Genomic DNA, 18195 nt, shown 5'->3' on the forward strand with positions numbered 1-18195 from the left:
TGGTCGGACTCGGCCGAATCATGGCAGACCGAGGTGACGCGGAGGTGAACCTGCAGGGGCCCGGAGTCCGGCTCACAGCGTGGGCGCGGTGGCGGTCGCCACGGTGACGCCGGAGGCGTCAGCCACGCGCAGGCCCGCGACGTCCTCGCGCAGCACGGCGGCGTTCATGCGGCAGTGGACCTCCACCGCCGAGCCGAGGAACGCGCCCGCCTCCACGTCGCGCCCCTGCTCGTCCACCACGTAGACGACGTAGACGGCGCCGGGCCGGGTGCCGGTCACGTCGAGCACGGCCTCGGTGCCCCAGGTGTGGGCGACGAACGCGGCATCGACGCGCCCGGGCAGCGGGCTGTCGTCGCTGACCGACGGGGTGAGCCGCTCGACGGCGCCGAGCGTGCCGGGTGGACCCTCGACGGTGCCGTCGTCCACGACCGCCTGGACACCGAGCGTGGTCGCCGAGCCGGCCGCGACGAGGGCCACGGCGGCGGCGGCGAGCCCCAGCCGACGACGGCTCGGCCGGGGACGGGGCGTGGGAGTGACAGGCGCTGCCTCGGTGGCCCCGATCCGGCCGACGGCCGCGTCGAGCGCGGGCGAGGACGGCACGTCGCTCCACGCACCGCCCGCGAGAGCCCAGTCGTCGAGCGCCCCCACGGTGCCGCGCAGCGCGTCGAGCTCGGCGCGCAGCTCGGGCCGTTCGGCGAGCACCGACTCCAGCTCGGCGGCCTCGACCTCGTCGAGGTCGCCCGTGGCAGCCGCCGCGAGCAGCTGGTCGATGCGGTCCTGTGGCGTGGTCATGAGGCTCCCTCCTCGTCGAGCAGTGCACGCAGGGCGCGCAGTCCGTGGAACATCCGGGTGCGCAACGTCGCGACCGGCACCCCGTCACGATCGGACAGCTGATCGTAGGTGAGACCCTCCAGGCGCACCGCCACGATCACGCGGCGCTGGTCCGCGGAGATCTGGGCCAGCGCCCACACCAGGCCGACGTGGTCGTCGACCTGGTCGCTCTCCGGCGATCGGACCTCACGCGGCTCCCGGACGTCCGGCACCAGCGTGATCGGACGGCGCCCGCGATGCCGCAGCGCGTCGATCACGACGTTGCGGGCGATCGCGAACAGCCACGTCCTCGACGACGCCCGGGCGGCGTCGAAGCGCCCCCGTGCCTGCCAGGCGCGGGTGAAGGTCTCCTGCACGCACTCCTCGGCGAGGCCACGGTCGCCCACGGCGTTCACGGCGAAGCCCAGGAGGTCACGGCCGTGCTCGGCGTACGCGGAGCGCACGTCGAAGCCCTCAGCCGCCATCCGGACCGCCCTTCTCGCGAGGTTGCTCCACGGTAGGCCCGTCGGCGTGCCGGGGCACGGCAGGGCTGTCACGGAGGCGGTCATGGAGAGGTGTACGCCGTGTCGACCGCGAACGTTCTCCGCGAAGAATCCTTGCCTCCTGCGTGAACGCACCGGCGAGCCGCGGCGTATTCCACCACGACCGGCGTCGCAGGACGCCACACGACGAAGGGACGACCATGACCCGATCGACTCGATGGACCGGAGCAGCCGGTCTCGCCGCCGCACTGCCCCTGGCACTCGGCGGACTCGCCTCGACCGCGACAGCCGACACCACTGAGCAGGTCGAGCGCCCCCAGACCTTCACCAGCGCGTTCTTCGCCGAGGCGACCGGCGACCAGGTCGTCGGCCCGGACGGCACCGTCGGCGTGGGCCAGGAGGACGGTTCCGGCACGTTCGTCTTCCTGATCAACTCCGACGAGGAGATCATCTGCTGGGACATCACCACCGAGGGCGTCGACCCGCCGTACCAGAGCGCCGCCCGCACCTCCACGCACATCCACCAGACGCCGGCCGGCCAGAACGGGCCTCCGCGTCTGTCGTTCCCGAACCCCGGGCCCGAGGACTCCGACATCCGCAACAGCAGTGGTTGCTCCGAAGGACCGTTCACGACCGGTCTGAGCGCGGACGGTCAGGACACCGGGACGGGCTTCACCCTCGACCAGATCGAGGCGAACCCGGCCGGCTTCTCGGCCGACACCCACACGGCCGCCAACGTGCCCGGCGCCGTGCGCGGCCAGCTCGCCTTCAGCCAGGACCTGCTGGACGAGGCCAACGGGACCGGTGGCCCGCAGAGCGGCGGCGACGACGGCGACGCGGAGGCCGACGACGAGGACCGCGTGGTCCCGCGCAACGGCGTCGACACCGGTGAGGGCGGAACCGCCGCCTCCACCCCGGCCGCGCCGTACGTCGCGCTGACGCTCGTCGGCCTCGCTGCCGCGGGTGCGGTGGCCGTGCGTCGTCGTCAGGGTGCCTGAGCCTCGCCGGCTCGCGGGCCTAGTCCTGCTCGTCACGCTCCTCGCGGGGTGTGGCGGGCAGGACCGGGCTCCTGCACCACGGCCGACCGAGACGACCGCGACGGCGTCGCCGTCGGCGTCGAGCCAGCCCCCGCGCGTCGCCGCGGCTCCGATCAGGGTGACCATCCCGCCTCTCGGTCTGGACGAGTCGCTGATCGACCTGGGCATCGACGAGGAGAGCGGCGAGCTCGAGGTGCCCGAGGATCCTGCTCGCGTCGGCTGGTTCACCGGAGGCGGCAAGCCGGGCGAGACCTACCCCACCGTCATCGTGGGCCACAAGGACTCGCGAACGGGCCCCGCGGTGTTCGCGCGGCTCACCGACCTCGCGGTCGGCGAACGTCTCAGCGTCCTCGATGCTCGTGGGGAGCGCCGCACCTACGAGGTGACCGAGGTACGCGACGTCCCCCAGGACGCCCGCTTCCCCACCGAGGACGTCTACGGCGAGACCGACGACTCCCAGCTGCGGCTCATCACCTGCACCGGACCCTACGACCGCGGGATCGGGCGGTACACCGAGAACCGGGTCGTCTTCGCCTCCGAGGTCTGAGCCTCAGAACAGCCCGGGTCGCTCCAGCTCGAGGAGCACCCGCTTGCGCTCGATGCCACCGGCGTAGCCGGTGAGGGAGCCGTCGGAGCCGACGACCCGGTGGCACGGCACGACGATCGGCAGCGGGTTGGCCCCGTTGGCCGCTCCTACGGCGCGCGAGATCACGTTCTCGTAGCCCAGCCGCCGGGCGATCTCGCCGTAGCTGGCCGTCTCCCCGAACGGGATCCGACGCAGCTCGCCCCACACCTTGCGCTGGAACTCGGTGCCGTCGTTCGCGAGCGGCAGGTCGAAGCTCCGGCGGTCGCCCGTGAAGTACTCCTGCAGCTGCTGCTGGGCGTCGTCCAGCAGCGGGTCCGGGGTGGGACGGCCCTGAGGCTCGGCCCCGAACTCGATCGCGGTCAGGAGACCGGCGGAGGCGTGCAGACGCAGCCCGCCGATCGGTGAGTCCATCCAACGCGTGCTCATGCTCTCGATCCTCTCGTCCTGCTCGCGGCCTGCTGCGCGAGGTGCTCGGTCCACAGGTGCATGCCGGCGTAGGAGCGCCATGGGCTCCACCGGCGGGTGTCGGTCTCGGTGGCGCCGCGCGCCTCGAGGATGCGGCGGAGCACGAGGTCGGTCTCCAGCAGCACGTCGGGGTCGCCAAGCCCGCGCATGCGCACGTAGCCGACGGTCCACGGCCCGATCCCCGGGAGGGCGAGCAACGCGCGGCTCGCGTCGTCTCGGTCGACACCCGGGTCGAGCGACACCTCGTCCGACGCCACCGCGTGCGCGAGGCCGACCACGGTGCGCCCGCGCGAGCGCGGCATCGGCAGCGTCTCGGGGTCGAGCGCGGCCAGGGCCTCGGCCGTGGGGAACGCGTGCGTGAGACCGTGCTCGCGCGCCAGCGAGAGGTCGACCGGCTCGCCCGACATCTCGACGACGCGGCCGATCACCGTGCGCGCCCCGCTCACCGAGACCTGCTGCCCGACGACGGTGCGCACCGTGGTCTCGAACGCGTCGACCGTGCCCGGCACGCGCAGGCCGGGCCGTGCGGCCACCATGTCGGCGAGGTCGGTCGCGGCCGGACCCGGCGCGGCCAGGGCGGCGTCCACGGCGGTGGGGTCGGCGTCGAGGTCGAGCAGGTGACGCACACGGGCCACGGCAGCGGTGAGGTCACGCTGGTCGACGAGCTGGAGGCAACAGGCCACGTGGTCGTCGTGCAGCAGCATCTCCACCACACCGGCGCCGTGGGGCAGCGACAGCACGCGGGCGAACAGCCGTCCGTCGCCACGCTCGAGCCCCGGAACCGCGTGGTCGGCGAGGAACCGGGCGAGCGCGTCGGCGTGGAACGGGCGACGCACCGCCAGGCGCAGTGGGAGGGTCTCCCCCGTGGCCACCGCGCCCGCGCCCCGGGTGCGGACCTCGCGCGGAGTGCGGTCGAAGGCACGACGGAAGGCGTCGTTGAACTGGCGCACCGAGGAGAAGCCCGACGCGAACGCTACGTCCGCCATGGGCAGGTCAGTGGTCTCGACGAGCAGCCGGGCCGTGCGCGTGCGTTGCGAGGTGGCCAGTGCGAGCGCCCCCACACCGAGCTCCTCGGTGAGCATCCGGTTCACGTGGCGCTCGCTGTAGCCGAGCCGGCCGGCCAGACCGGTGACGCCCTCGCGCTCCACCACGCCGTCGCGCACGAGCCGGACGGCCCGCCCGACCACGTCGGCGCGCACGTCCCACTCCGGCGAACCCGGCGTGCAGTCCGGGCGGCAGCGTCGGCAGGCGCGAAAGCCCGCCGCCTCGGCCGCCGCGGCCGTGCGGTGGAACTGCACGTTGCGCGCCTGCGGGGTGGTGGCGGGGCACGACGGTCGGCAGTAGATGCCGGTGGTGCGCACCGCGGTGTAGAACACGCCGTCGAACCGCTCGTCACGCGAGCTCACGGCCCGGTAGCGCGCCTCGAAGTCGTCCATGCCCCCATCCTGCCCGACCGGACCGAGCCGTTCTCGCGGGAATCGGACGTGGGCGTCCGGCCGTCCTAGCGCCCGCGACGCTTGCGCTTGACCATGACGGACTTGCCGTCGCGCTTGACCTCGAACAGGTCGATGGCCTCGATCAGGCCGCTGAACTTGGCGTAGCCGTAGTTGCCGGGCTGGATCGAGGACTGGTTGCGGATCTGGTCGCTCACCTGTGACAGCACGGCCCAGCCGTCGTCGTCGGCGGCCTCGTCGACGGCGGTGCGCAGCATGCGGACGAGCTGACGGTCGCTCTTGAGCGTGGCGGTGTCGACGCGCTGCGACGGCCGGGTGCGGCTGGCCGACGGCTTGGTGGTGGCAGCGTCGTCCTCGGTGCTGCCGGGGACGTCCTCGACGTCGTCCTCGGTGTCGTCGTCCTCGCGCAGCGTCTCGAGCTTGTAGAACGTCGAGCAGGCGTTCTGGAAGGCCTTGGGCGCCTTCTCGCCGCCGAAGCCGAGCACCTCGGCGCCGGACTGCCGCAGGCGCATGACGAGCGGCGTGAAGTCGGCGTCGCTGGAGACGATGGCGAAGCCGTCGGCCACGCCCGCGTGCAGCAGGTCCATGGCGTCGATGACCATGGCGATGTCGGAGGCGTTCTTGCCCTTCGTGTAGGCGAACTGCTGCACCGGCGCGATGGCGAACTCCTGCAGCCGGCTCTCCCAGCCCTTGAGGTGGGAGTTCTTCCAGTCGCCGTACGCACGCCGCACGTGTGCGTTCCCGGACTTCGCGACCTGCGAGAGGATCGCGCCGATCTTGGAGGCAGGAGCGTTGTCGGCGTCGATGAGCACGGCGATGCGAGCAGGAGGCATGGGTCCACCCTAGGCGCGCCGACTCCCCTCCTTCACCACTCCCCTCGCCGCTCCCTGGCCGCCGAGGACACGGCCTCTTGCTGCGGCGCTCGGCTGGGCTCTCGCCTGCTGCTGCGTCTCTCGGCCAGCGTCCGCTCGCTGCTGCGTCGCGCGGCTGGGCGTCTGCTCGCTGCTGCGTCGCTCCGCTGGGCGTCCGCTCGCTGCTGCGTCGCGCGGCTGGGCGTCCGCTCGCTGCTGCGGCGCTCGGCTGGGCGTCCGCTGGCTGCTGCGTCGCTGTGGCTGCGAGTGGGCGTGGTCTCCGAAAGGGCCTCGACCGGAGCGGTACGTCTGGGCTCGGTGGGTCTGCGGGGCGCGGCCACGATTCTCCCTCTGCGCGGGATCCACGCACGATTCTTCCTTCGCGTGGACCGTGCCTCGCGAAGGAAGCATCATGGCGACGACTTTGGCCCCGCAGGGGCAGAGATTCTCCATCGTCGTGGAACGGTCCACGAGAAGGGAGAATCCCTACCCCACCGCCGCGCACCACCGCCCCATCGGACGCACGATTCTGCCTTCGCGTGCAGAAGCCCGAACGATGCTGCGTTCACGACGGGATCCGACCACGAACGCAGCATCCTTGGCGCTCCCACGCACGAACGCAGAACCTTGCGTCCCCCGAGCCACGCTCCGAGAGCCCAGCCGACCCCGGACCCGACCGCCGGTCGAGGCCCTTTCGGAGAGCAGGTCGACGACGAGCCGCAGCGACGCAGCAGCACGGCACGACCCACCCGGAGCAGCGCAGCCGCAGGACGAAGCCCCAGCCGAGCAACGCAGCAGCAGGACGACGCCGAGCCGAACGACACACCACGCCACAGCCGCAGGAACGCGCAAGACCCCCCGACCATGGGTCGAGGGGTCTGCGGTGGTGCGTGGTAGCCCCGACGGGATTCGAACCCGCGCTACCGCCTTGAGAGGGCGACGTGCTAGGCCGCTACACAACGGGGCCCCGGTCCAAAGGACCATGTGTCAGCTCCGGTCGCGCCTACGACGCGAACAGCACTGACTCGTACCCCGTACCGGATTCGAACCGGCGATCTCCGCCTTGAGAGGGCGGCGTCATAACCGCTAGACCAACGGGGCGCGGACCGGATCGCAGACCCGGTCTTCGCTGGGGTACTAGGACTCGAACCTAGAACGACGGTACCAGAAACCGCTGTGTTGCCAATTACACCATACCCCATGGGGGTATCGAGCACCGTCCTCGCGAACGGCGTCCGAACCAGGGAGAAACCTTACCCGACGCCGCTGCGCTCCCCCAAACCGGGTTCGCACCCGCGCCCCGACGCCAGGGTCGGGTCAGAGCGCCGCGCGCAGACGCTCCAGCGTGCGGGTCCGACCCAGCAGCTCGATCGACTCGAACAGGGGCGGCGAGATACGGCTGCCGGTCACGGCCACCCGCACCGGACCGAAGGCCAGCCGCGGCTTGAGCCCCAGGTCGTCGACGAGCGCGGCGCGCAGCGAGCCCTCGATCGTGGGCGTCGACCACTCGACGGTCGAGCCGATGGCCTCCAGCGCCGTGAGGGCGGCCTGCACGACCTCCAGGCCCTTCTCGTCGAGCTGCTTCGCACGGTCGTCGGGGTCGATCGTGAAGTCCGCCTCGTCGACGAACAGGAACCGCAGCATCGAGACGGCCTCGGTGAGCAGCCCCATCCGCTCGTGGACGAGGGGCACCGCGGCCGCCAGCATGGCGCTCTGCGCCTCCGTGGGCGGATCCTGCACGAGGCCCTCGGCGGCGAACCGCGGCACCAGCCGGGCGCGGAGGTCCTCGTCGGAGAGCAGCCGCACGTGGTCGCCGTTGATCGCCTCGCACTTCTTGAGGTCGAAGCGGGCCGGGTTGGGGTTGACGCGGGAGATCTCGAACGCCTCGACCATCTCCTCGAGCGTGAACACGTCACGCTCGACGCCGTCGACCGCCGGGAGCGACCAGCCCAGCAGGGCGAGGTAGTTGAGCAGCCCCTCGGGCAGGAAGCCCTGCTCCCGGTAGCCGAGGAGGTTGGACTCGGGGTCGCGCTTCGACAGCTTCTTGTTGCCCTGGCCCGTGACGTAGGGCAGGTGGCCGAAGCGCGGGACCATGCCGTGACCCAGACCGATCTGCGCGAACGCCTCGTACATGGCGATCTGGCGGGGCGTCGAGCTGAGGATGTCCTCGCCGCGCAGCACGTGGGTGATGCCCATGAGCGCGTCGTCGGTGGGGTTCGTCAGCGTGTACAGCGGCTGGCCGTTGGCGCGCACGATGACGAAGTCCTGCACGTTCTCGGCGCCGAACGTGATCGGTCCGCGGACCAGGTCGTCGAAGGTCCAATCCTTCTGCGGCATCTTGAACCGGATGACCGGCTGCCGGCCCTCGGCCTCGTAGGCGGCCCGCTGCTCGGGCGTGAGGTCACGGTGCAGGCCGTCGTAGCCGCTCGGTCGGCCGGCGGCTCGCGCGGCGTCACGACGCTGCTCAAGCTCCTCGGCCGTGTCGTAGGCCTTGTACGCCAGTCCTGCGTCGAGCAGGCGCTGCGCGACGTCGGCGTACACGTCCATCCGCTGGCTCTGGCGGTACGGACCGTTCGGGCCGCCGACCTCGACGCCCTCGTCCCAGTCGAGTCCGAGCCACCGCATCACGTCGATCAGCAGGTCGTAGGACTCCTCGCTGTCGCGGCTCGCGTCGGTGTCCTCGATGCGGAACACGAAGCGGCCACCGCGGTGGCGTGCGTACGCCCAGCTGAACAGCGCCGTGCGCGCCATGCCGACGTGCGGGTTGCCGGTCGGCGAGGGGCAGAACCGCGCCACCACCGGCACGTCGTCGCCCACGGTGGGGACGGACGCGGTGCTGGTCGTGTCGGGGCTGGCCGCCTCGGGGCTGGTCGTGCCGGGGCTGGCGTCAGTCATGGGAGACCACCTGGTTGGTGAGGGTGCCGATGCCCTCGACGGTCACGCTCACCGAGTCACCGACCTGCATCGGTCCGACGCCGTCGGGGGTGCCGGTCAGGATGACGTCGCCGGGCAGCAGCGTCATGAAGGAGGAGACGTAGGCGACGATGTCGGCGACGGAGAACACCATGTCGCTGGTGCGGCCGTCCTGCTTGACCTCGCCGCCGAGCTCGGTGGTGACGCGGAGGTCGGCGGGATCGAGGTTGGTCTCGATCCACGGGCCGAGCGGGCAGAAGCTGTCGAAGCCCTTGGCGCGGGCCCACTGGCCGTCCGTGCGCTGCAGGTCTCGCGCGGTGACGTCGTTGGCCACCGTGTAGCCGAAGATCACCTTGGCGACGTCCTCGGCGGGCACGTCCTTGCAGATGCGCCCGATCACCACGGCCAGCTCGCCCTCGAAGTGCACGTCCGAGCTCTGCGCCGGGTAGACGATCGGGTCACCGGGCCCCACGACACTCGTGTTCGGCTTGAGGAAGACGAGCGGCGTCTCGGGCACGTCGTTGCCCAGCTCGGCCGCGTGCGCGGCGTAGTTCCTGCCCACGCACACCACCTTGCTGCGCGGGATCACCGGCGCCAGCAGGCGCACGTCGTCGATCGCCACCTTCTGGCCCGTGAGCTCGTACCCCGCGTACAGCGGGTCACCCTTCAGCACCGCGATCGTGGGGGTGCCGTCCTCGTCACCGACCACTCCGAAACGGGGATCGTCGTCCCCGGCGAACCTGGCTACACGCATGCCTCGACCCTACCGAGCCGGGGCAGGCGCTACTCGACCGGACGGACCGAGTCGATGACGATCGGCTCGGCCGGCGGTCCGTCGGGGGCGCCACCCTCGGCGCCGACCGAGGCGACGTCCTCGAGCGCGGCCAGGCCGTCCGCCGAGATCGTGCCGAAGACCGTGTAGTCCGGCGGGAAGTCCGAGTCGGCGAAGTTCAGGAAGAACTGCGAGCCGTTCGTGTCGGGCCCGGAGTTGGCCATGGCCACGCTGCCCGCCGGGTAGGCCTCCTCCCCCGTCAGCTCGTCGGCGAAGGAGTACCCGGGCCCGCCGGTACCGGTGCCGGTCGGGTCGCCGCACTGCACGATGCCGTAGGGCACGGCCGCCGGGTCGCTCACCCGGCTGCAGGGGGCGTCGTCGAAGAAGCCCTGCTCGGCGAGCGACGTGAACGACGTCGCAGCGCACACGGCCTCGGTCGAGAGCTCGACGGGCACGTCCTGGCCGTTGATCGTGATGACGACGGAGCTCGCGGGCTCGGCGTCGTCGGCGGGCGGGTCGACGGGCTTGGCCGCGCCACCCGTCTCGGTCCAGGTGCACCCCTCGTCGGAGGCGGCCTTCGAGGAGTCGGAGTCGTCGCCGCAGGCGGCGAGGCCCAGCATCGGGACGACGGCGAGCAGGACGGCGGATCGACGCAGGCGCATGCAGGGATCGTAGAGAACCCTCACAGCCGGGCGTGGACCGCCCGGAACCGCTCGACCACCGGGGAGTCCGGATCGGGACCCACCTCCACCCGCACCTCGACCAGGCCGGGCGCGAGGTCGGGCGGTACCGGTGCCTCGCCGATGACGACGAGCAGACCCGCCTCGGCCACGCACGGCTCGACCGCTGCCGACGACGCGACGTCGGCCACCACCAGGGCGAACCGGTCGTGCCAAGCCTGCGGGACCTCCGCCGCGGCGATCGGCACCACGTGCACCCGCGGCGGCGTGGAGTCGTCGGGCGTGACCGTGTCGAGCACGAACACCTCGTAGCCCAGCGTCGCGAGATGGATGGCCTCGGCCACCGAGTCCGCGGCCGCCACCAGGGCCGCGAGCCCGTCGCCGGCGACGCCTGCCGTGGTGGTCCAGTCGGTGAGCAGGCGCCGAGGTGGTGCCTTCGGTCCGCGCACGGGCGCGCCCCCGCCCGTGTCCATGCCGCCCCCGCTCATGCCGACCCGAATCGACGCTGACGGCCGGCGTACTCCTCGACCGCGGCCCACAGAGCCAACCGGTCGACGTCGGGCCAGGCGATGTCGGAGAACACCAGCTCGGCGTAGGCCGACTGCCACGGGAGGAAGTTGCTCGTGCGCTGCTCGCCCGACGTCCGCCAGAACAGGTCGACGTCGGGGAGGTCGGGCTCGTCGAGGTAGCGGGCGAAGGTGCGCTCGGTGACGCGGTCGGGGTCGACCTTGCCTGCCTTGACGTCGCGGGCGAGTGCCGCGGCGGCGTCGGCGATCTCGGCCCGGCCGCCGTAGTTGACGCACATGGTGAGGCTCAGGACGTCGTTGTGCCGTGTGAGGCGCTCGGCCGTCTCGAGCTCGTTGATGACGCTGCGCCACAGCCGGCGAGGACGACCCGCCCAGCGGACCCGCACCCCCAGGGCGTGCATCTCGTCGCGGCGACGGTGCACCACGTCGCGGTTGAACCCCATGAGGAAGCGGACCTCCTCGGGCGAGCGCTTCCAGTTCTCGGTGGAGAAGGCGTAGACGCTCACGGCCTCGATCCCCACCTCGATGGCGCCCTTGACCACGTCGAGCAGGGCGAACTCGCCCCGCTTGTGACCCTCGGTGCGCGGCAGGCCGCGTTCCTTGGCCCACCGCCCGTTGCCGTCCATGACCACGGCGACGTGGCGCGGCACCTGGTGCGGCTCGAGCTGGGGCGCACGGGCGCCCGACGGGTGCGGTTCCGGCGCGCGCGGCTCGGGCCGGGCGCGGGCAGGACGGGCGGGTGCGGGGCTCATGACTCCTGGCCGGGTTCGGGGTGGCTCAACGGTCGACGTGCCCCATGGAGCGCAGTCCGCGCTCCAGGTGCCACGACAGGTACGCGTTGACGATACCGGCGGCCTCGCGCCGGGTGCGGTCGTCGGCCTCGGCGACCACCGGCCAGTCGCCCGCGAGCAGTGCCGCCAGGAGCGTGACGGCGAAGGGCGAGGGTGCCGACGACCCGGGCAGGCGGCAGCCGTCGCACAGCATGCCGCCGGAGGGGACGTGCAGGTTGCGGTGCGGCCCTTCGAGCCCGCACCGGGCACAGCCGGAGAAGCTGGGGGCGTAGCCGGCCACGGCGAGCGCCCTCAGCTGGTAGGAGTCGAGCAGCGTGCTCGGCGGCTGGCGCCGCGTGGAGAGCGCGGCCAGTGCGCCGACGAGCAGCTGGTACTGCTGGACGGCCGGCTCACCGTCGTGCGTGACCAGCCGTTCGGCCGTCTCGAGGATCGCCGTGCCCGCCGTGTAGGCCGGGTAGTCCAGGCCGAGGTCGCGGGCGTAGGCACCGAGCGTCTCGACCTGGACGATCGTGTCGAGGGTGCGCCCCTCCGCGAGCTGGAGGTCGACGTGCATGAACGGCTCGAGCCGCCCACCGAACCGCGACGACGTCTTGCGCACCCCCCGGGCGGCCGCGCGGACGAGGCCGCGCTGACGGGTGAGCAGGGTGATGATGCGATCGGCCTCGCCCAGCTTGTGGGTGCGCAGCACCACACCCTGGTCGCGATAGAGGCTCACCGCACCATCATGCCTGGCCAGGCCGACGGTTCGGGGCCGGCGAGGCCGTCAGTCCAGGCAGAACTCGTTGCCCTCGGGGTCGGCCATGGTGATGAACCCGGCCTCCATGCCCCCGTCGGGCTCGACGCGGTAGAGCTCGCGGGCACCGAGACCCTGCAGGCGCTGGGACTCGGCCTGCAGCGCGTCCATCCGCTCCTCGCCCTCCAGACCCGGCGCGGCCCTGACGTCGAGGTGCACGCGGTTCTTGGCCGGCTTGCCCTCCGGGACCCGCTGGAAGAAGACCCGCGGCCCGACGCCGGCGGGGTCGACCACCGCGGACCGCGAGTCGCGTTCGGACTCCGGCACGCCGAACGCGTCGAGGGCCTGCTCCCACGACGCGAAGGGCGGTGGCGGGGGCTGCACCTGGTAGCCGAGCACCTCGGCCCAGAAGACGGCGAGGGCACCCGGCCCCGCACAGTCGATGGTGACCTGCACGTCTCGGCTCATGGCTCGAGCATGCCCCCGCCCACCGACACGATCCATGGACGGTGCCACCATGCCGACGTGGAGGTCCTGGGGGTCGACGGCTGTCGAGGCGGCTGGATCGGGGTGCGCTGGAGCGAGGTCGACCTCGCGCTGGCCCTCGTCGCGCCCACGATCGGCGAGCTGGTCGACGCGGCGGGACCGGTCGACGTCGTGGGCATCGACATCCCGCTCGCGCTGCCCGAGACGCAGGGGCGCGCGGCGGAGCGGGAGGCACGCCGCCGCCTGCCGGGCCGGGCGTCCACCGTGTTCAACTCCCCGGCGGCCTCGGCCGTCGACGCCACGGAGTACGCCGAGGCGAACCGGCTGAACCGCGAGGCGACGGGCCTTGGCCTGAGCCGACAGTCGTTCGGCCTCTTCCCCGCCATCCGCGACGTGCGCGACTGGCTGGCCACGGACCCCGGCGTCCCCGTGCACGAGGTGCACCCGGAGTCGAGCTTCGCCGAGCTGGCGGGCGAGCCGCTGGTGGAGCGCAAGAAGCTTCCCGAGGGGGCGGCCCGCCGTCGCGCCCTCCTGCGCTCCGAGGGCATCGACCTCCCCACGAGCCCGCCACGGGGAGCCGCCCTCGACGACCTGCTCGACGCCGGCGCCGCCGCGTGGACGGCACGCCGCATCGCCCGCCGCACGGCGCTGCGCCTCCCCGAGGACCCCGCCGACGGCGCCCCCATCTGGGTCTGAGCCCGCCGTCCTCCGCGTCTCGAAGGGTTCTCGACGTTCCACGACGTCGGGATCGTCGCCAACCCTTCACCAGGCGAGGAGTGATCGGGACGGAGACGTCGACGCGGTCATGGATCCGTGCGAAGGTGTCTGCGAGCACGCCGCAGGAGAATGTCTCGGGAGGGCATCGTGGACGACGACACCCAGGTGATTCCGCAGCCGGAGCCGCAGGGCGGGCAGAAGCAGCCGCCACGCACATGGGTCGTCGTGGCCCTCACCCTCGGCGCCGTGCTGGTGATCGGAGGCGCTGTCGCCGCGGGGTTCGCGTTCGGGCGCTCGTCCGACGGCGACACCGCCACGACACCCTCCGCGGCCGGCGGGTCCGCCCCCTCGAGCGAGGCGCCGGCGGACCAGGACGCAGCGACAGGCGGCCTCGACGAGTGCCTCGTCGGCACGTGGCGCACCACCGAGCACACCGAGACGGTCGACACCGAGCAGGGAAAGTTCACCATCTCCGACGTGAAGCGCACGCTCGAGATCACCGAGGACGGCACCGAGACGGTCACCTACGACGGCACACCTGCCACGCTCGCCCTGGAGGCCGCGGGCGGCGAGGCGATCTTCGAGGGCACCGTCACCTACGACGTGAGCACGAGCGGCGACACCATGAGCTTCGTCCTCGGCGAGGTCGACGGCAGCCTCACGGTGCGCCTGGCCGACGGCAAGGAGAGCGAGCAGGAGCTGCAGCCCGGCAGCGGCCCCGTGCAGTACACGTGCAGCGAGGACTCGTTCACCCAGACCGCGACCGGCTACAGGTCCGTCATGGAGCGCGTCGAGTAGCCGACCCGGCCTCCGCCCTCTCGCGCTCGTAGAGCACGTAGGGGTCGTAGAGCTCGCGGCCGAGCGCCTCCTGCATCCAGGCGGCGTCACGCACCGAGGCGCGTCGGCGGGCGTCGGCCGTGCCGTCGGACGTGAGGTTGGAGGCGAAGATGCCGGCGGCGGACTTCGGCAGGAAGTCCTCGTAGACGATCGGCTGGAGACGTCCCGCGTGGTCGCGCGTGTAGTAGGCCAGACCGGTGCGGTGCAGGTCCTCGTCCGTGGTCGGGAAGGCGCGGAAGCCCCTGCCGTCGTAGAGGTTACGGCCGGCGGGCGTCAGGGCCACGCCGCGCGCCTCGACCTCGCCGAACCTGACCCGCAGTCGTCCCTCGACCACCGAGCCGTCGGCCTCGCGGAAGCGCCGCGGCTCGTCGAGCGCCCGGAACGACGTCTGCCGCAGCAGCACGTCGACGCCCTGCCCAGGCTCCACCCTGGGCGGGCCCTGGATGCGGTCGATCATCTCGATGCCGAGCTCGCCCATGCGCGCGTAGAGCGCGTCGATGTCGAGCACGCGCGGTGTGAGGTGGTTGATGTGCGTCGACGTGACGCCGCCGATGTCGGCCGCGACGCTCGAGATCGACTCGAGGTGCTCGTACCAGGTGCGGTCGACCGGCTCGTCCGACAGCGCGAACGCCCGCGTGGCGAGCTCGAGGAAGCGCTCGGTCTCGTCGTGGGAGAGCTCGTGCTCACTCTCCATGCGGTCGGCGAGCTCGAGCAGCTCCTCGGGGAACAGCGTCCGGGACCCGAGGAACTCGCGCAGCTGCGCCTCGGTTCGCTCGTCGAAGAAGCGCCGGTCGTCCACCACCAGCACCGACGTGAACACGCGGAACGGGTTCTCGGCGAGCTCGTGACGCGAGGTGGGACGGAATGCGGTGCTCACGACGGGGATCGGCGGGGTGGCCTCGCGCAGGTCGTAGAACCCGACGGGGTACATGCCGCACGCGCCGAAGACGCGCGCCGCCTGGGCCAGCTCGGCCGCCGTACCGACCCGGATCGCCCCGTGCCGCTCGGCGGTGACCCGCTGGATGGAGCCGAGCCGCTCGGCGTCCTCACCGCGCCGCTCGAGCACCTCGGCGTTCACCTGCTCGCAAGCCTCCACCAACGTCGTGTAGGCGGGCACCTCCGAGCCGTAGAGCTCCGAGAGGGACCGGGCGAACCTCGTTCTCAGCTCGGTGGGGCCGACCCCACTCACACGAACTCCACGCCCTGGGCGAGCGGGAGCTCGGTGGAGTAGTTGACCGTGTTCGTCGCGCGGCGCATGTAGGCGCGCCAGGCGTCCGAGCCGGACTCGCGGCCACCGCCGGTCTCCTTCTCGCCGCCGAACGCGCCGCCGATCTCGGCGCCGGAGGGCCCGATGTTGACGTTGGCGATGCCGCAGTCCGACCCCACGGCCGAGAGGAACGTCTCGGCCTCGCGGACGTCGAGCGTGAAGATCGACGACGACAGGCCCTGCGCGACCTCGTTGTGCAGCGCGAGCGCCTCCTCCATCGTCTCGTAGCCGAGCACGTAGAGGATCGGCGCGAACGTCTCGGCCTTCACGATCTCGGTCTGGCCGGGCATGTCGACGATCGCGGGCTGCACGTAGTAGCCACCGCCGGTCGCGTCGCTGGCCGCGACGTCCTGCCCACCTCCGGTCACGAGCGTCCCGCCGTCGCCCTGGGCCCGGGAGATCGCGTCGCCGAACGCCCGGAACGAGGCCTCGTCCACGAGCGGCCCGACGAGCGTCGACGGCTCCAGCGGCGAGCCGATCGGCAGTGTGCCGTAGGCCTTGGCGAGACGCTCGACGAGCTCGTCCTTGATGCTGTGGTGCACGATCACGCGGCGCAGCGACGTGCACCGCTGGCCGGCCGTGCCGACGGCGGAGAACACGATCCCTCGCACCGCGAGGTCGAGGTCGGCGCTGGGTGCGACGATCGCGGCGTTGTTGCCGCCGAGCTCGAGCAGCGTGCGGCCGAGGCGCGCCGCCACGCGGGGCGCGACCTCCTTGCCCATGCGGGTCGAGCCGGTGGCCGAGACGAGCGGCACGCGCGGGTCGTCCACGAGCGCCTCCCCCACCTCCCGAGCGCCGAGGACGACCTGCGACAGGTGCTCCGGCGCACCGGTGCGCCGCGCGGCCTCGGCGGCGAGGGCCTGGCACGCGATCGCCGTCAGCATCGTCTTCTCCGAGGGCTTCCACACCACGGCGTCTCCGCAGACGAACGCGAGCGCCGCGTTCCACGACCAGACCGCCACCGGGAAGTTGAAGGCGCTGATGACGCCGACGACACCCAGGGGGTGCCACTGCTCCATCATCCGGTGACCGGGACGCTCCGTCGCGATCGTCAGGCCGTGCAGCTGGCGCGACAGCCCGACCGCCAGGTCGCAGATGTCGATCATCTCCTGCACCTCGCCGAGGCCCTCGCTGAGGATCTTCCCGGCCTCGATGCTCACCAGGGCGCCGAGGTCGTCCTTGTGCTCACGCAGCAGCTCGCCCAGCTCGCGCACGAACGCGCCGCGCACCGGCGCAGGCACGGAGCGCCACTGCAGGTACGCCTCGTGGGCACGACCCACCGCGTCGGCCACGTCGGCGGCGGAGTGGGCGGCGAGCCGGCCCATCTCGTGACCGTCGATCGGCGACGTCGCCGGCAGGTCGCCTCCCCCCTTCCTCTGCGCCGCGTCGAAGGGGTCGCCGGCGCCGAGGCGCTGGAGGATGTCGAGGGCACGCGTGCTGACGTCGGTCATGCCGGGGAGACCTTTCCGTGGGAGGCGAAGAGCTGGCCTGAGGTGGTGGCGAAGAGGTCGGCCAGGCGGATGTCCTCCTGGGCGACGAAGCCGGCGTGCGGCAGCACGCCGTCGGCGACGAGCTCGACCACCGACACCGCCGAGGCGGCCGTGGTCCAGCTGATGGCACGCCAGGTGCGGCCGTCGATGTCGATGGGCAGGTAGCCGCGGACGTAGTTCTCGCGGAAGGGCTGACCGGCCTTGGTGCCCTCGACCGCGGCGTGCAGGTAGACGATGTCGTCGTTCACCGGAGGCTTGGCGTCGACGAGGATGCGGCCGACCTCCTCGCGACGCTCGCGCAGGTTGAGCTCGTCGAACAGGAAGTGCATCTGGCGGAAGTGGCCGGGGTAGCGCAGCGTCTTGTAGTCGAGGCGGCTCACCCGCCCCTCGTAGGTCTGGCACATGGTGCCGAGGCCACCGGACGTGAGGGCGGCCTCCAGCTCGATGCCGGCGATGAACACGCGCTCCTTCTCGGTCATGGCGGGCACCATCTGGCGGCGGCCCGAGCGCAGCACCTCGCAGTCGTTGAGGTACTCGTTCACCACGCCCTCGGCCGACCAGTTGAAGGCGTAGCCGAGCAGGCCCGTGGGGTTCTGCGGCAGGGCGCCGACCTTGAGCTCGATGTTGCGGATCTGCTCGAAGCCCTCGGCGAGCGAGGCGCCGACGATGCCGATGAGACCAGGGGCGAGGCCGCACTGCGGCACGAACGCCGACTCCGGACGCTTGGCACTCAGCTCGACCACCCGGTTGGTGGTGGGCACGTCCTCGGTGAGGTCGAAGTAGTGCGTGCCGGTGTCGTACGCGGCCTCGGCCACGGCGATGTTGAGGTGGTACGGCAGGCAGGAGACGACGGCGTCGACGTCGGTGAGGGCCTTGCGCACGGCCGTGGTGTCGGAGACGTCGACGGCGTGCGACGCGAAGTGCAGGTCCTCGCGCGGCGCTGCGTCGTACCCGACGACGGAGAACTGGGCGCGGACCAGGAGGTCGGCGACGAGCTCGCCGACCTTCCCGAGACCGAACACCGCGACGGTGTTGAGGGAGCGGGACACGGGACCTCCTGCGGCCGGCGACGGGTCACGTCGCGTACGGAAGACACCGAGGGGTGGTCGGCGTCACACCGATGCTAGCCAGCAGGAGGGCCCGTGTCTGTACCGACCGGACGGTGCAGTGGTGACGATTGGGTGAAGCCGCCACGTCCGTCACGGTCGCCGTCGTCGAGGACGGCGACGGGGCCGGGGACCTCGTGGGCCCGGCGTCCCGCCACCGTGCTCGTCGA

The 18195-nt window shown here is 72.1% G+C and carries 19 protein-coding genes and 3 tRNA genes; 4 read left to right on the plus strand and 18 right to left on the minus strand.

What is annotated here, in order from left to right; translation table 11 throughout:
• Positions 1-72: 72 nt before the first annotated feature.
• Both NUV38_RS02085 and NUV38_RS02090 read right to left on the minus strand, forming a co-directional pair.
• A complete protein-coding gene (locus NUV38_RS02085) occupies positions 73-792 on the minus strand; it encodes a hypothetical protein (protein WP_257727530.1) in 720 nt (239 codons plus the stop codon).
• On the minus strand, positions 789-1295 hold the full coding sequence (locus NUV38_RS02090) for an RNA polymerase sigma factor (protein ID WP_257727531.1): 507 nt from the start codon (positions 1293-1295) through the stop codon (positions 789-791). The genes NUV38_RS02085 and NUV38_RS02090 overlap by 4 nt, the downstream gene beginning before the upstream one ends.
• 218 nt (positions 1296-1513) lie before the next feature.
• On the opposite strand from NUV38_RS02090, the gene NUV38_RS02095 reads away from it, so the two are divergent.
• A complete protein-coding gene (locus NUV38_RS02095; protein WP_257727532.1) occupies positions 1514-2311 on the plus strand; it encodes a CHRD domain-containing protein in 798 nt (265 codons plus the stop codon).
• Between the two features lie 157 nt (positions 2312-2468).
• Positions 2469-2897 carry a class F sortase gene (locus NUV38_RS02100; RefSeq protein WP_257727533.1) on the plus strand — a complete coding sequence of 143 codons (429 nt, stop codon included), beginning with the start codon at positions 2469-2471 and terminating at the stop codon, positions 2895-2897.
• Between the two features lie 3 nt (positions 2898-2900).
• Here NUV38_RS02100 and NUV38_RS02105 read toward each other — a convergent pair whose 3' ends face one another.
• The 13 genes from NUV38_RS02105 to NUV38_RS02165 all read right to left on the minus strand — a co-directional run bounded on the left by NUV38_RS02105 (position 2901) and on the right by NUV38_RS02165 (position 12590).
• Positions 2901-3362, minus strand: a complete 462-nt coding sequence (locus tag NUV38_RS02105; protein WP_257727534.1) for a methylated-DNA--[protein]-cysteine S-methyltransferase — start codon at positions 3360-3362, stop codon at positions 2901-2903.
• Entirely contained in the window at positions 3359-4837 is a 1479-nt protein-coding gene (locus tag NUV38_RS02110) for an AlkA N-terminal domain-containing protein (protein ID WP_257727535.1), read from the minus strand. The genes NUV38_RS02105 and NUV38_RS02110 overlap by 4 nt, the downstream gene beginning before the upstream one ends.
• 65 nt (positions 4838-4902) lie before the next feature.
• Positions 4903-5688: an NYN domain-containing protein gene (locus NUV38_RS02115; RefSeq protein ID WP_257727536.1), complete on the minus strand. Its 786-nt coding sequence runs from the start codon at positions 5686-5688 to the stop codon at positions 4903-4905.
• Between the two features lie 909 nt (positions 5689-6597).
• Positions 6598-6673, minus strand: a tRNA-Glu gene (locus NUV38_RS02120).
• Between the two features lie 61 nt (positions 6674-6734).
• Positions 6735-6807 (minus strand) — tRNA-Glu (locus NUV38_RS02125).
• Between the two features lie 28 nt (positions 6808-6835).
• Positions 6836-6907: transfer RNA gene (locus NUV38_RS02130), tRNA-Gln, on the minus strand.
• Positions 6908-7023: 116 nt separating this feature from the next.
• Positions 7024-8601 (minus strand): glutamate--tRNA ligase, encoded by a 1578-nt coding sequence (gene gltX, locus NUV38_RS02135; RefSeq protein WP_257727537.1) that lies wholly within the window; start codon positions 8599-8601, stop codon positions 7024-7026.
• On the minus strand, positions 8594-9373 hold the full coding sequence (locus NUV38_RS02140) for a fumarylacetoacetate hydrolase family protein (protein ID WP_257727538.1): 780 nt from the start codon (positions 9371-9373) through the stop codon (positions 8594-8596). The genes gltX and NUV38_RS02140 overlap by 8 nt, the downstream gene beginning before the upstream one ends.
• Before the next feature lie 29 nt (positions 9374-9402).
• Positions 9403-10053, minus strand: coding sequence for a peptidylprolyl isomerase (locus tag NUV38_RS02145; protein ID WP_308219637.1), 651 nt, complete (start codon positions 10051-10053; stop codon positions 9403-9405).
• Positions 10054-10073: 20 nt separating this feature from the next.
• Positions 10074-10544 (minus strand): hypothetical protein, encoded by a 471-nt coding sequence (locus NUV38_RS02150; RefSeq protein ID WP_257727539.1) that lies wholly within the window; start codon positions 10542-10544, stop codon positions 10074-10076.
• An 11-nt stretch (positions 10545-10555) separates the two neighbouring features.
• Positions 10556-11350: an isoprenyl transferase gene (locus NUV38_RS02155; protein ID WP_257727540.1), complete on the minus strand. Its 795-nt coding sequence runs from the start codon at positions 11348-11350 to the stop codon at positions 10556-10558.
• A gap of 25 nt (positions 11351-11375) precedes the next feature.
• Positions 11376-12104 (minus strand): DNA repair protein RecO, encoded by a 729-nt coding sequence (recO, locus tag NUV38_RS02160; RefSeq protein ID WP_055965369.1) that lies wholly within the window; start codon positions 12102-12104, stop codon positions 11376-11378.
• 48 nt (positions 12105-12152) lie between these two features.
• Positions 12153-12590, minus strand: a complete 438-nt coding sequence (locus tag NUV38_RS02165) for a VOC family protein (protein ID WP_257727541.1) — start codon at positions 12588-12590, stop codon at positions 12153-12155.
• Positions 12591-12647: 57 nt separating this feature from the next.
• Here NUV38_RS02165 and NUV38_RS02170 point away from each other — a divergent pair, with 57 nt between their 5' ends.
• Together NUV38_RS02170 and NUV38_RS02175 are read left to right on the plus strand one after the other, a co-directional pair.
• The gene (locus NUV38_RS02170) at positions 12648-13304 is read left to right on the plus strand and encodes a DUF429 domain-containing protein (protein WP_257727542.1); all 657 of its coding nucleotides are present in this window, start codon (positions 12648-12650) and stop codon (positions 13302-13304) included.
• Between the two features lie 168 nt (positions 13305-13472).
• Positions 13473-14123, plus strand: a complete 651-nt coding sequence (locus NUV38_RS02175; protein ID WP_257727543.1) for a hypothetical protein — start codon at positions 13473-13475, stop codon at positions 14121-14123.
• Here the strand turns inward: NUV38_RS02175 and NUV38_RS02180 are convergent.
• Genes NUV38_RS02180 through NUV38_RS02190 form a run of 3 tightly spaced genes read right to left on the minus strand, consistent with a single transcriptional unit; the run spans position 14104 to position 17968 of the window.
• On the minus strand, positions 14104-15351 hold the full coding sequence (locus NUV38_RS02180) for a VOC family protein (RefSeq protein WP_257727544.1): 1248 nt from the start codon (positions 15349-15351) through the stop codon (positions 14104-14106). The genes NUV38_RS02175 and NUV38_RS02180 overlap by 20 nt on opposite strands.
• Entirely contained in the window at positions 15348-16880 is a 1533-nt protein-coding gene (locus NUV38_RS02185) for an aldehyde dehydrogenase family protein (RefSeq protein ID WP_257727545.1), read from the minus strand. Before NUV38_RS02185 ends, NUV38_RS02180 begins: the two co-directional genes overlap by 4 nt.
• The gene (locus NUV38_RS02190) at positions 16877-17968 is read right to left on the minus strand and encodes a saccharopine dehydrogenase family protein (protein WP_257727546.1); all 1092 of its coding nucleotides are present in this window, start codon (positions 17966-17968) and stop codon (positions 16877-16879) included. Before NUV38_RS02190 ends, NUV38_RS02185 begins: the two co-directional genes overlap by 4 nt.
• Positions 17969-18195 lie beyond the last annotated feature (227 nt).

Origin of the sequence: Aeromicrobium sp. 50.2.37 (assembly GCF_024655735.1) — a bacterium.
Lineage (GTDB): Bacteria > Actinomycetota > Actinomycetes > Propionibacteriales > Nocardioidaceae > Aeromicrobium.

What these genes read in the sequence shown, in the direction of transcription:
- NUV38_RS02150 (WP_257727539.1), bottom strand. Translation starts at nt 10,544, where the DNA reads ATGGACACGGGCGGGGGCGCGCCCGTGCGCGGACCGAAGGCACCACCT.
- NUV38_RS02090 (WP_257727531.1), bottom strand. Translation starts at nt 1,295, where the DNA reads ATGGCGGCTGAGGGCTTCGACGTGCGCTCCGCGTACGCCGAGCACGGC.
- NUV38_RS02115 (WP_257727536.1), bottom strand. Translation starts at nt 5,688, where the DNA reads ATGCCTCCTGCTCGCATCGCCGTGCTCATCGACGCCGACAACGCTCCT.
- NUV38_RS02155 (WP_257727540.1), bottom strand. Translation starts at nt 11,350, where the DNA reads ATGAGCCCCGCACCCGCCCGTCCTGCCCGCGCCCGGCCCGAGCCGCGC.
- NUV38_RS02110 (WP_257727535.1), bottom strand. Translation starts at nt 4,837, where the DNA reads ATGGACGACTTCGAGGCGCGCTACCGGGCCGTGAGCTCGCGTGACGAG.
- NUV38_RS02085 (WP_257727530.1), bottom strand. Translation starts at nt 792, where the DNA reads ATGACCACGCCACAGGACCGCATCGACCAGCTGCTCGCGGCGGCTGCC.
- NUV38_RS02105 (WP_257727534.1), bottom strand. Translation starts at nt 3,362, where the DNA reads ATGAGCACGCGTTGGATGGACTCACCGATCGGCGGGCTGCGTCTGCAC.
- NUV38_RS02095 (WP_257727532.1), top strand. Translation starts at nt 1,514, where the DNA reads ATGACCCGATCGACTCGATGGACCGGAGCAGCCGGTCTCGCCGCCGCA.
- NUV38_RS02140 (WP_257727538.1), bottom strand. Translation starts at nt 9,373, where the DNA reads ATGCGTGTAGCCAGGTTCGCCGGGGACGACGATCCCCGTTTCGGAGTG.
- NUV38_RS02165 (WP_257727541.1), bottom strand. Translation starts at nt 12,590, where the DNA reads ATGAGCCGAGACGTGCAGGTCACCATCGACTGTGCGGGGCCGGGTGCC.
- gltX (WP_257727537.1), bottom strand. Translation starts at nt 8,601, where the DNA reads ATGACTGACGCCAGCCCCGGCACGACCAGCCCCGAGGCGGCCAGCCCC.
- NUV38_RS02145 (WP_308219637.1), bottom strand. Translation starts at nt 10,053, where the DNA reads ATGCGCCTGCGTCGATCCGCCGTCCTGCTCGCCGTCGTCCCGATGCTG.
- NUV38_RS02185 (WP_257727545.1), bottom strand. Translation starts at nt 16,880, where the DNA reads ATGACCGACGTCAGCACGCGTGCCCTCGACATCCTCCAGCGCCTCGGC.